A 13,391-nucleotide genomic window follows, 5' to 3' on the forward strand; every position below is an offset into this window, starting at 1 on the left:
TGCAGGCTCAGTTGTCGTCTCAAATAGCTCTGCATGGTGATGTGGTTTATCAGCAAAAATTAACCAAAGCTGGTTTTTCGGGAAGTACTTTCTCAGGAGGACTACGTTATCGTTTCTGATCTATATTAATGTTATACCAAGCAGCCTTCTTGTTGGTGTTCTAATCCTTTGATAACGTAAAGTTGTACACCAACCTTTTTATTCAATGTAATGTTAATATTGCTTAACTTATTGATTAAAGGAGAATTTTTTTAGAACATGAATAAAAGGGTAGTGGTAAGAGTAACTAAAATATACTTTTGAAGTAACTTTAACAGAACTGCGATATATCTGTAGCTTTTAAAGAAAAGGTTTTGCAAATATACCTAGCAATAAGTATTAACTACTCTTCTTTTGAATGAATCAGAGGAATAGATTTTTTAATCGTAATTGCTATAGAAGATGCAATCAAAGCTTTCAAAAAATCACCTATTAAAAAACCTAATGAGCCCATCAAAGCTGCTAACAAAGAAATCTTAGTAACATAAGCTAACCACAATATTCCAAAAAAGTGCACAATCCCAAAACCACCTATAATATTTATGATTACTAATGTTATAAAATTTAACCGTAGCCAAAACAATTGGACCATAAAGCCAATAAAAAATGCAGCGATTGGAAAACCAATCAAATAGCCACCTCCCGCCCCTAAAAAGCTAGCAATGCCTCCACGTCCGCCGGCTAACAAAGGTAGACCAACGGCAACGAGTAAAAGAAACAATACTGATGCTAAAGCTCCTCTTTTTGCTCCAAGTATAGATCCTGCTAACATCGGTCCCATAGATTGAGCGGTAACGGGAACCCCATTTAAAAAGGGGAAAAAAATAGGAGGAAAAAGACCTAAAACTGCATAAAGGGCAACAAATAGGGCAATATAAACTAGATCTTTCGTATTCATCAAACTATTCTTTCAATATGAGTGTTCCCATCATCCTTAGAAAGTGTATCATCATAATTACTATCATAAGAACGAGCTTCTAATGCTTCAGCAACTTCTGAAGCCATCCTTATTATTCGTATAATTACAGGTATTGCAAGAGCTATAATATTTGTATCCAATCCGCGTGCTTTTTGTGCTTCACGTACTTCATTGAATTTTTCACTAACAACTGGAATAAATCTTATTGCCATAGATAAAATCATACTTAATTTTGATGGATTGATACCAAAGCGTCGGAAAGGTTGAAGTCCTGATTCAATTGAATTCATCATATCAGAAACTTTTGTTGTGAATGAGATAAGTGATGCTAGAGGAATAAGAATGATAAAATGCAATATAACTTCAAAGCCTGTCAGCCAATTATTAAAAATAGCTTGAAAAATAAATATAAAAACTAAAAATAAGCTTATCAGTTTAAGCTGTCTTATCATATTGCTCAAAGGAATCTTAGCAATTCCATATAATAAAACCACTAATAATAAAAATAGGCACAAAATAGGTATAGATGAAACCATAGATATAATAGTCCCACATACAGTAAGGAAAAGTAACTTAACTCCTGGTCGAAGCCTATGAATAAATGTATCCCGTGGAAGATATAGACTGGTCATGACATTTTCATCATATATTCTTTGATAGCAACAAAAGGCACATCATCAACAACTATTTCCCCTTTATCAAAGACTAATACTCTATCAAATTTTTTTAAAAATTCTAAATCATGCGATACAACAATTGCTGTTTGTGGCAATTCTTCTATAACTTGCGCAACTTTGCGTTTATTGCGTAAATCGAGTAAAGTTGTTGGTTCATCAAAAATAATATAGTCTGGTTTCATGACTATTACGCTTGAAATAGCGATTAATTGTTTTTGACCACCACTTAATAAATGTACTGCATGATTTTTAAAGTTCTGCAGATCATAACGCTGTAAGATCTCATCAACACGTTGCTTGATTTCTTCCTTACTTAATTTCAAATTTTTAAGGCCAAACGATAAATCTTCGTGCACCAATGGTAACACGATTTGATTATCAGGATTTTGAAAAACAAATCCTACTTTACGTTTTACTGCTTTTGCATCGCGTTTGGTATCCAGTCCATCAACGCTTACAAAACCACTTGACGGAAATTGTAAACCATTAATAAGGCGAACAAATGTACTTTTTCCAGAACCATTTGCACCAATAATTGCAATTCGTCTTTCAGTAAGCTGTACAGTAATATTTTTTAAAACACACAAATCACCAAAGACGTGCGTCACCTTATCAAATTTTATTATCCCCAATATCTATTCCAATCAATTCATTGATATTGCCTTTTTAGAGTTATCGTTTCAGTTTATACGCCAACAATAAAAGTAAACACCATATGGGAATGATGACAACTGCCAAACTCATATCAGGCATGTATGCAGGGATGTATGATTCAATAAAGGTTTGTCTAATTCCCATCGTGTTAAACAGTTGAATCATTAATCCATTTTCTCTAAAACCACTCGCAAACATAATGCCAAACAAAACTGCAAGAAAGAAAAGGCAAAGATAATTTGCGTAAGGATATAAACCAAATCCATAAACAAACGCATCTTTTTTGTCTTTATGCGCTTTTCGGAACTTCAAATGAACAATAATAATAATAATCCAAGTAAGTGCTGCTGTTGCAGTTGTAATGCTCATAATATGGATAAAAATATTCTCTGGTATAAAGAAATTCATAATAACTATCACTGCGGTACAAACCGATGAAAAAAGGATAGCGATATAAGGAACACGAGCAGCATTCAATTTACTAAAGATTCGCGGTGCATTTTTTTGCGCAGCTAAACTATAAAGCATACGGCCGTTGGAATACATGCTACTATTGTAAACTGAAATGGCAGCTATAATCACTACAAAATTCAGAATATGACCAGCTGCAGGAATACCGATTGTTTCAAAAATAGCAACAAAAGGACTACTGCCTTTTCCAATCATATTCCATGGAATTATCATCATAATGACGCTAATAGAACCAACATAAAAAATAATAATCCGCCATATAACCTTACGAATGGCTGTTGGAATTGTTTTTTGTGGATTTTCAGCTTCTCCAGCAGCCACACCAATGAGCTCTATTCCCCCAAAAGAAAACATTACTATAGTAGTAGCTAGTGCAACTCCCATTGCCCCATAAGGAAAAAAACCACCATGATCCCAAAGATGGTGAATGCTTGCTTGAGAGCCATTCATTCCAGTGACAATAAGAAAAACTCCAAAAACAATCATACCAACAACAGCAGCTATTTTGATGAAAGCTAAACCAAATTCAAACTCTCCATAAAGGCGGACATCAATAAGATTAATCAATGTAACAAGTAAAAGAACAATAAAAGCTGATTTCCAGTGATCAATTAAGATCCAATGGTCGAGATATAAACCAATGACTGTAAGTTCAGTCATGCTCACAACAATATAAAGAAACCAATAATTCCAGCCTGTGATAAAACCAGCCAAATGTCCCCAATATTTATAGGCAAAAAAACTAAAAGCACCTGAGGTTGGTTCTTCTGCTAACATTTCCCCTAACATTCGCATAATGAAATAGACAATCAATCCTCCAATAAAATAGCCTAAAATAATTGAAGGGCCAGCTAATTGAATAGCTTCTGTTGATCCGTAAAAAAGTCCTGTTCCAATCACGCCTCCTAAAGCAATCATTTGAATGTGGCGACTTTGAAGACTACGCTTCAATTCATTGTTTTTTTCTTCAAGCATTATTATTTATTACTCTTATGGTATTTAACTTTTATAAAAATAGCCCAATAATATAACTATTTCTGTTAACCGCGTTATATGGATATTCCGTTAAAATAATAAATCGGATACGCTCCTCTTTCTCTATTTGAATTAACGATATTCATTTTGTCATATTAACTGTTATAATATTAATCATTGTATTGATAGTGCACACTTTGCGAATGCATCATATGTGCTATAACACAGTTAGATCAAGTATTAGTGTAGATCATTAAAAGCTTCTTTAAAATCTATTATCTTTAACAACTACAAATTAAAATCCTCTAATTTTTGAATATATGTACTATCTCATAATTACTATAGATCTATTAAGAAACGCTGAGTACTTATTTTGATTAATTTGAAAAAATTTCATTCGTTTTAATCTGAAAGTTGCTCAACAAAAACATTTTAACATTATTTTGCCACTTTAAAAATGTAATCTTACCTTCTTCTTTCAAGGTTGGAGTATATGAGTTATAATTGTAAATTGAGTAAGGTATTTTATTTGTATTTTTACTACCAAAAGTAAAAAGATACTTGTTTTACTATTAATTCTCATAAATCTCCTTTTCAAATCCCAATAATAGTCAAGTCTTGCGAATTCTTATAAAAATTTGCATACTTGCTTTTAGGCATACTTTTGGTTATGACCCTCGAACTGATTTTGATGATTAATAAATAAATTTATGCCGCATTAGCTCAGTTGGTAGAGCACATCATTCGTAATGATGGGGTCGCTGGTTCGAATCCGGCATGCGGCACCGTTTTTCATCTTTAGCATATTGTAATATATAGATTTTTAAAATTAATAGTTTTCAGCCCACCTTTTCGGTCTACGTGTTACGGTTTATACAATTTTACCTAAAGTTTTTATTTGTCTGCATTTTTCTTTGATGTGCAAGCCAGTATTTTTTCTCCACTTTGATTGGTTCTATTTGAGCGTATAGTGCAGAAAATATCTTTAAGACATCCAAGCCAATGATCGCCGTTAATATATTGAAAACTAAGCATGTTAATGCACGATTTTGAGCTTGTGACATATTTATTGCCATCATCAATTATCTCAATGAATGCGCAGAACCTTTGAGTGTAAGTGTAAATGAATTGATTAATATATGAACTACGACCATAGTTTATGAAAATATGTTTTTTGCACTCTGTGTGAATTATTTCGAATTGCATTGATAAGATATAATCATTGATTTTACTATTCTAAAAATACTGGCGCGCTGGTTTGATCTTTAATCTTATTATCAACGAGTTCATTAAAATTTTTGAAAAACTAGAGATGCGTTTGTAAGAGAACAAAAAGCAGAATTATAGAGTTTTCTGTAATTTAAAAGAAATACTTTTAAGGATTATACTCTCATTTTGAGATGTGGCAAAAAAGCTTTGGTAGAAAATGATAAGAAAGGCAGAAAGACTTGTTTATTTTTATTGAGAGAGAGTAAACAGCCAAATAATGTTTTATATATTGACGACTCAGTTCTTAAATAAATTGATATTAAATATCTAATGAAGTTAGAGAAAATACAAGCAATGTTAATTCTAAATAATGCTGCAAGTAAGCTTTTAAGAATTAAAAAGGTAACCTGATAATCTGTTATTTTATCCTGAAGATATTGAAATACGACTAGAAAATTAATGTGACTGTTTTGTATGCAAATAATAAAATCATGATAAAAAAGTTAGTGTGCTTTAAAAGAGCAAATCCACGGAAATGTACAGTGAAGAATGTTATTGATTTTTATGCGATTTATGGATGACTCTATTTTAGTTTTCTATATCCTGTTGTGCAGAATTATTAAAATATTGAAGAAAAGAACTATGGAACTCTAGTTAACATTAAGGATAATAGAAAAGCTTTAATTTAAAAACACCAAAATGAAGTTCTAGACGCTGTTAAGATTGTGGTAATTCTGATAGATCTTGGAAGCTCCAAACCTTTTAAGATTTTAGATTCTTTATTGAAAGCTTACCATTCCAGGTCTGAATGAACTTTGCTACTTATGAAGGAAAACACACGAGATAGAATTAGAGCTGTTAATAGGCTGGAGTCATTATCACGGATAATTAAAATAAACACCAAATTGTTTTTTTTGATTCTACAGACTTTATTTTTTTTATGGTTACATCATTTTTATTGTAGCTTCTTTTTTAAAAATGTGCGATTAATATCCATTATGTGTTTTAAAGTTATCTCTGGAGGTGTTTATGAATACGAAATATTTAATTAGCACGTCTGTTGTTACCCTGTTTACAGCTTCTATGACACAAGCGGCAGATATTAGAATTCCTCGAGAGTCAAAACCAGTTGTTGCACCTGTTGAAGCGAACTCTGTTGTTTCACCAGTTATTGCTGCACCTATTTTCTTGTGGGATGGTTTTTATCTTGGAGGCCAAATGGTGGTTTTTCGAGTAAAAGTGATCGAAGTCTATATGCTAAACAAGGATCTAGTACAGAATGGGCACCAGTTGGGAAAGATGCATTACCTCAACTTTCTGGTTTTATGGGAGGTCTTTATGCGGGAGCCAATGTTAGTCTGGGGAATAGTTTTGTTTTAGGTGTTGATACGGATATAGTTTGGTCTAATAAACAGGATACAAAGATTATTGATAAGAGGGAGCATGAAATCCCAGAAATGGATGTGGTGTATCTACAAGGACAAGAAGTAGATGAAGTTCCTCTACGACGAACAGGAATAGATGGAACTCCTCTACCATCAGAAATACCAGACATAGAAGTAATTCCTGTCCAACCACCATTAAGGGAGGAGATTTCTCAACGGGCAGAAAATACTGAAACTCGTAGTCAGGGGATGGAAAGAAGTAAGGAAAGGCGTATAAAGAGGTCAAAACGAGCTGTAGGAGAGTTTCCACCATTTGGAGGGAGATCATCTCATGGTGGTGGGGCAGAAGCGATTCCAAGTGAGGCAGAAATAGCAAGACCTATTGAAATTTATAATCATACTTTAAGACAAAAATGGTCTGGCGCTACACGAGTGCGTATAGGTTTTGTAGCTGATCGTATTATGCCTTATATCGCTGGTGGTGTTACTTATGCGCAACTTCAAGACATCTTTTCACGGTCACTTGAGGTAGAGGGTAAGGAAGTAAGCTCTTTTAATTTATCGAATGAAACAAAAATGATGGTAGGTTATACTCTTGGCGGTGGTATTGATTTTGCGATGGCTGATAACGTTATTTTGCGTGCAGAGTATCGTTACTCAGATTTTGGTAAGCAGAAATTTGCTAAGGACAAATTGGAACTTAACTATAAGACCAATGATTTTCGTGTTGGTGTGGCCTATAAATTCTAATTTGTTATAAATTAATAATTCTAAAGTTCTGTTTATGAGAAGTTTTTATTTTTTCTAAAGGCATAACAAAAGGACAGTGCCTTTTAAAGCGGTAAGGATGTTAATTTAACAGGAGTAATTGTTGCACTCAAAAATAAACTTTAGGTAGTCTTTGCAAATATGAAAAGTTACTATTTTGACAGTTCTTTTTAATAAAAATGATTTAAACTACTCTGGTGGGGAAGTACTTGTCTACCAACGCATAGATAATTGCTGTTGTTTCAGCATCTAGAATTCCATTATAGTTCTCTTGGCGAAAATGAAGCTGAAATGCTCGGATTAGATTCTTATATCCGCATTTAGTTTTTGCAGTTGAGGTATCATATCCATACTGCTTTAGTTTAGAAACAACCTGTTTTTTTGCTTTTTCCAAGCATGTGCAATTACAAAACTCTTTTTGGTAGCAATTTTTTAATTCATCATCATACCATGCTCCTATACCTGCTTTATAAAGCTGTTTCCATGGGAAAGCTGCACCTGGATCATTTTTTCTTCCAATGGCAACATCACTGTGACCAACAACATTGGTTGGCGTGATATCTGGATAACGTTGAAGAATATTCAATGCAAGTTCCTTAATTGCATCAATTTGTATTGGATTGTAAGGGGGAAATGTAAATACTTCATTTTCAGCAGTTGCTAGATTAACGATTTCAATTCCAATGGATGTATCATTCAAATTATTATATTCAGCCCATGAACTTACACCAGCATGCCATGCACGTTCATTTTCATCAACTAAGTTAAAAATACGGATATCCTTAAAGTCGGCTTCAAGATAAGTTTTCTCTGAAGGATCAGGAACAAGATAGTGAGCGCTAACTAAGGGGCCTGTAAGAAGAGCGATTGATGTTTCAAAATTAACCGCAGTGTAATGCATAACTAAAAAACGAACTCGACGATTAAAACTTTGTATAGCACGATAACTATTGTAGTCAATTTTATACATAGATAATCCTATTTTTAGAATTTATTTCTGCCTATAAATTATAATAATAATAAAATGTATAGAATTAATATTGGTGTTATTTGGAAAATTGTTTACGGTACAAGATCAGTACCCCTTGGTGGGCTATAATTAAAAATTTTATACCATAAATTGAATATTTTCTTTTTTCTACTATAAAGAGTTTTTATAAGACAAGAACGCAATTTTTGAGAAAATATCTATTTTTAATTTTACTCTGTTCTTTAATAAAATTCGCAAATTCAATTTCTAAAAATACATTATATGTAAAACAATTGTTTTTTAGAAATCATGAAGCTTATACAAAATCTACACTATAAATGACCTATTACTTAATTATTATAAAGAGTATTTAAACTGTCCTGACATTCTAATAGATAGCTTATAATTTAGTACCTTATTTTTCATTTTGAGGGTGTTATAGTGTTTTTGGAAATTTGTTTGTTACAAGTTAAGACGTCTTTTAAAAATTCGATTCGGAAACAATTATACTCTCATTATGACATAATAAAACAAAATCATACTCTTCCAAAACAATCAACTTCGTTTTCACAATATTTACAAGAAGCTAAAATCTCTTTTTAAACGATTTTAGTAAATATTATTTTTTTTAATTAAGCTGTAGAACTTATTCTCTTATTTGATTTGTATTGCATTAACACAAAAACAATGTTAATTAAACACAAATTGTATAATGCTTTTTAGTAACTGAAAAAGCAAATGTTGTTGTGTACCCCTTACAATTTTACCAAAAACATAAAAAAAATCAAGAAACATTTTCACAACTTCAACACAATTATCCAATTACCCACACATTTTTACACCTCCCAAAAACACCCTAAATAAAAAATACCCTTCCCCTCTCACCTAAACCTACTGCCAAAACACCCAACTCCTTACACAAATCAACCTAAAACCCAAAACAAACCCAAAACTTTTAACTCAAACTGTAACCTTGTTGCCACTTTACGAGAAACCCAAAATGAATTATACGTACAAAAACTAAACTACCTTTCAATGTAAAACATTTCCAAAGGTAATTCATCAAATACTCTACATTCAAACTTTAGGTGCTTCATGACTAAAACGCTTACAAAACAATATTCAAACAACATCACTACAACACCCAACTCTATCACAAAAAACACCTTACCACTAAATAACTACCTTCCATACTCTCTTGCCAAAACTTATTTCAAATCACTAATTCATCCAAACAAACTCTTCAAACATACTACTCCTTTACTTTCCTATTCAACCTACCATTCATATCACACACAACCTTATTTTATAGTTTATACTTATTTATGTTTTCAGGTATGTTTTTTTTTGCATTGTGTGTGAGTGTTTTGTTTATTTTTTCTTGTTTTGAGTAGAAGGCCTTCAGGGGGATTTTGTTTAGGGGTTTGAGACGTTCAGGTATGATTTTGTTTTGATTTTCTTTTTTTTAAAGAATAGTTTTTCTCTTTTAATCTGAAAGGTTTCAAGAGCATAGTGGGTTATGGTTATGCGTCGTGTGCTCAATCATCATGTTTGTTTCTGTGTGTTATCGACAGCTATTCTAGCTGGTCTTGCTCTTATGACTTCTCAGAATAAAGTCTATGCTCAGGCACAGAATTGTAAGGGGGTGGATAGTGGTGGGGAGAATCAGCCAATTGTGTGTGATGGGACGACAAATGGGAGTGGGTGGAGTGTTGATGGGAGGCCGGCTAATAGTGGGGAGTGGGGGGGGCTGAGTGTTAATCGGACTATAAATATGAATAAGTATTCTGGTAAGGCTGCTGTGACAGTGTACAATGGGAGTGGGGGGAGGGCAAAGATTATGATAAAGGATAAGCTGACGGTTACGGATAGTAAGGGTACTAGTAATAATACTACAGCGATTAAGGTGGAACGTGGAGGGGAGCTGGCGTTGGTGGGGGGTGTTGATGTTACGGGGGTGAAGAAGGGGATAGTGGTTGAGGGTAGAGGGTCTTCTGTTATGGTGCTTCAGGGGACGATTGGGGTGAGGGCAAAGGGAGGGGGTTCTTTGATTGAGGTAAGTAATAATGGGAAGGTGGTGTTGATGAAGGGGGTGAAGGTGGGGACGGTTAGTGAAAATGTAAATGGGGAGGTGGTGATTAATAATGGGGGGACGGTAGAGTTGATGGGTACGGGGCTTAGTGTGAGTAAGGGGACGGGGATAAAGATTATGGGGACGGGGACGGCTACTGTAAGAGGGGGAGGGGCGACGATTACGCTTCAGGGGGGTGGGACGGGGATGGATGTGGAGGGGACGGCGAGTGCTGATGTGATGGATATGACGATTACGGGGAGTGGGAATACGGGGACGGGGGTGTTGATCAATGGGAGTGGGACGGTGACGTTGACTAAGGTGCAGTTGATGCAACTTGAAACGGGGGCAAGGGTGACGAGTGGGGTGTTGACGTTGAATGGGGGGTCGAAGATTGAGGTTGGGCAAAATGGGAAGGGGGTTTGGGTGACGAATGGGAAGGTGGTGATGATGGGTGGGAGTTTGACGGTGAAGGGGAATGGGAAGGGGATGGAGGTGGAGGGGGGGATTGTGACGATGATGGGGACGACGGTTACGGGAGATGGGAGTGGGAAGGGGTTGGTGATTAATGGGAGGACGGCTAATGTGACGTTGGAGAGGGTGAATATTTCAGGGTTTGCAAAGGGGGTGGAGGTGAGTAAGGGGACGTTGAAGTTGGAGGGGACGACGAAGATTGAGGTTGGGGGGAATGGGTCGGGGGTGAGTGTGAGTGGGTCGGGGCAGGTGATGATGAATGGGACGACGACGATTACGGTGAAGGGAAGTGGGAAGGGGGTGTATGTGACGGGGGGAGAGGTGACGATGATGGAGGGGACGACGAAGATTGAGGTTACGGAGAATGGGACGGGGATGAGTGTGAGTGGGGGGGATGTGGTGATGAGTGGGGAGACGACGATTACGGTGAAGGGAAGTGGGGATGGGCTTAATGTGAGTGGGGGGACGGTGATGATGATGGGGAAGACGACGATTACGGGAAGTGGGAGTGGGAAGGGGGTGTATGTGACTGGGGGGAGAGGGAATGTGACGTTGGAGAATGTGAATATTTCAGAGGTTGCAACGGGGGTATATATGACGGGTGGGACGTTGATGGTGAGGGAGGGGATGATTGTGGGAAATGGGAGTGGGACGGGGATATATGCGAAGAGTGGGAATCTGACGGTGGAGGGGGTGGATATTTCAAAGGTTGAGAGGGGGGTGCAGATGGATGGGGGGACATTGACGGTGGAGGGGGGAGAGATTGGGTTTGCGGGGAGTGGGAAGGGGGTGTATGTGGGGAGTTCGGTGACAAGGGCTACTTTGACGAATGTGACGATTGTGGGAAGGGGGAAGGGGGATGGGATATATGTGAAGGGGGGGACGGCTAATGTGACGTTGGAGGGGGTGAATATTTCAAATGTTGAGAGGGGGATTTGGATGGAGGGTAAGAGTTTGACGGTGAAGGGGGGGAAGATTGGGTTTAAGGGGACTTATGGGGTGATGGTGGGCAGTTCGGTGAAGAAGGCTACTTTGACGAATGTGGAGATTGTGGGAAGGGGGGATAATGGGGTGGGGGTTTGGGTGGAGGGTGGGAGTTTGACGGTGAGTAGGGGGTCGATAAAAGGGGTTAAGGCGGGGATATATGTGGTGGGGGTTTGGGTGAAGGGGGGAGAGGTGATGATGGAGAGGGTGGATATTTCAAATGTTGAAACGGGGGTGGTGATGTCGGATGGAGCGATGTGGTTGAAAGAGACGCATTTGAGGAATGTCGCAAAAGGTATGACTATCGAAGAGGGGGTTGTGCGTATGGAGGGAGGGTCGGTTACTTTTAAGGGAGATCATGCCATCAGTCTTACAAAGGGGAATGCTATTTTAAAGGACGTTAGTATGACTTATAAGGGGGATAACAGGGTAACTCAGGATGCTGATGTTGTTTCTCCAAGCTTCATCAAGGTTGAAAAGGGAACAGTTGCGGCAGAAAAGCTAACAATCACAGGAAATGGAAAGAATAATATTCAGGGTGTCAAGGTAACAAATGGGGGAGCTGTGTGGTTGAAAGAGACAAACTTTACCAATGTGAGAAGTGGTATGACTGTTAAGAGGGGGGGTATTATCCGCATGGAGGGAGGATCCATTACCTTTACAGGAGGCCATGGTATCAGTGTTTCAGGGGGGCAGGCTGTGTTAAGTGGTTTTAGCATTACAGGACAAGGTGATACGAGCAAAGCTACAGCTACAGGCACAGGGGTAGGGGTGAGTAATTTAGGAAAAGTCATGATGAGGGATGTGAATATTTCTCAGGTTGAAATGGGAGCAAGGGTGACGAGTGGATTGCTGGTGATGGACAAAGGGGGCATTACTTTTAAAGGAAAGCATGGCGTTAATCTTATAAGCGGGTATGCTTTGTTAAATGGGGTTAATATTAAAGGGCCTGGTAGTGGAACGGGGATAGAGCTGGGGTATGGGCAGGTGTTGATGAAAGGCACAACTTTTACCAATGTTGATAAGGCTATGACTGTTACACAGGGGGATGTCAAAATGGAGGGAGGCGAGATAGAGTTTAAAGGAGAACACGGGATTCTGCTCGGGCAGGGTGGGGTTGCTTTAATGGGGGTCACGATGACTTATAAGGGGAACAGTCCTACAGCTGATTTCATTAAAATCACGGGAGAGGATACTACAAATGCTGTAGAGGCAGTTGATCCTAAAACGAAGAACACATTTACACCAAAGAGTGCCGTGGTGGTGGCAGCAAGTTTAAAGATCGATGGAAATGGTCATGGGCAGGCCTTAAATGTTACAAATGGGGGGCGGGTTGTATTGGTGAATCCAACTTATACGAATGTTCACACTGGCATGACTATTACAAAGGGTGCTGTGCAAATGTTGGGTGGGGAGATTACTTTTAAAGGAGAACACGGTATTCTGCTCAAGCGGGGCCATGCTTTGTTAACCAATGTCACGATGACTTATAAAGGTTATGAGCAAAATACTACTTTCCTAAAGGTTGAGGCAGAAAATGTTTTAAACACGGCAGATATTATAGGGACAGGCATTAAAATCGACGGAAAGGGTTATGGACAGGGTGTTCATGTCACAAAGGGTGGAAGGGTTAAGTTAAAAAATGCGGTCTTTTCTGATGTCGTAAAGGGGGTGAGTGTGGCTAATGGGGAATTCTGGATGAAGGGAGGGGAGATTGCCTTTAAGGGAGACTACGGCGTTAGTCTCTCAACGGGGAAGGTTGTCTTAAAGGGTGTTATTATGGAGTATAAGGGGA

Annotated in this window: 7 protein-coding genes and 1 tRNA gene; 3 read left to right on the forward strand and 5 right to left on the reverse strand. The window is 37.5% G+C overall.

Features of this window, described 5'->3' with window-relative positions; translation table 11 throughout:
• Nucleotides 1-382: 382 nt before the first annotated feature.
• The 4 genes from J7R05_RS06390 to J7R05_RS06405 are packed head-to-tail and all read right to left on the reverse strand — an operon-like array spanning nucleotide 383 to nucleotide 3,735.
• Nucleotides 383-937, reverse strand: a complete 555-nt coding sequence (locus J7R05_RS06390) for a biotin transporter BioY (protein ID WP_208541666.1) — start codon at nucleotides 935-937, stop codon at nucleotides 383-385.
• Nucleotides 937-1,590: an energy-coupling factor transporter transmembrane component T family protein gene (locus J7R05_RS06395; RefSeq protein WP_208541667.1), complete on the reverse strand. Its 654-nt coding sequence runs from the start codon at nucleotides 1,588-1,590 to the stop codon at nucleotides 937-939. Before J7R05_RS06395 ends, J7R05_RS06390 begins: the two co-directional genes overlap by 1 nt.
• Entirely contained in the window at nucleotides 1,587-2,267 is a 681-nt protein-coding gene (locus J7R05_RS06400) for an energy-coupling factor ABC transporter ATP-binding protein (RefSeq protein WP_208541668.1), read from the reverse strand. Before J7R05_RS06400 ends, J7R05_RS06395 begins: the two co-directional genes overlap by 4 nt.
• Before the next feature lie 40 nt (nucleotides 2,268-2,307).
• Nucleotides 2,308-3,735 (reverse strand): amino acid permease, encoded by a 1,428-nt coding sequence (locus J7R05_RS06405; RefSeq protein ID WP_208541669.1) that lies wholly within the window; start codon nucleotides 3,733-3,735, stop codon nucleotides 2,308-2,310.
• Between the two features lie 712 nt (nucleotides 3,736-4,447).
• On the opposite strand from J7R05_RS06405, the gene J7R05_RS06410 reads away from it, so the two are divergent.
• Nucleotides 4,448-4,520, forward strand: a tRNA-Thr gene (locus J7R05_RS06410).
• Nucleotides 4,521-6,134: 1,614 nt separating this feature from the next.
• Entirely contained in the window at nucleotides 6,135-7,079 is a 945-nt protein-coding gene (locus J7R05_RS06415) for an outer membrane protein (RefSeq protein ID WP_246468250.1), read from the forward strand.
• Between the two features lie 202 nt (nucleotides 7,080-7,281).
• On the opposite strand, the gene J7R05_RS06420 is transcribed toward J7R05_RS06415, so the two are convergent.
• Nucleotides 7,282-8,067 carry an N-acetylmuramoyl-L-alanine amidase gene (locus tag J7R05_RS06420; protein WP_208541670.1) on the reverse strand — a complete coding sequence of 262 codons (786 nt, stop codon included), beginning with the start codon at nucleotides 8,065-8,067 and terminating at the stop codon, nucleotides 7,282-7,284.
• 1,519 nt (nucleotides 8,068-9,586) lie between these two features.
• Here J7R05_RS06420 and J7R05_RS06425 point away from each other — a divergent pair.
• Nucleotides 9,587-13,391: right-handed parallel beta-helix repeat-containing protein (locus J7R05_RS06425; RefSeq protein WP_208541671.1), on the forward strand; the 3,805-nt coding region annotated here is incomplete at its 3' end.

The sequence above is a fragment of the Bartonella capreoli genome, assembly GCF_902813205.1.
Classification (GTDB): domain Bacteria; phylum Pseudomonadota; class Alphaproteobacteria; order Rhizobiales; family Rhizobiaceae; genus Bartonella; species Bartonella schoenbuchensis.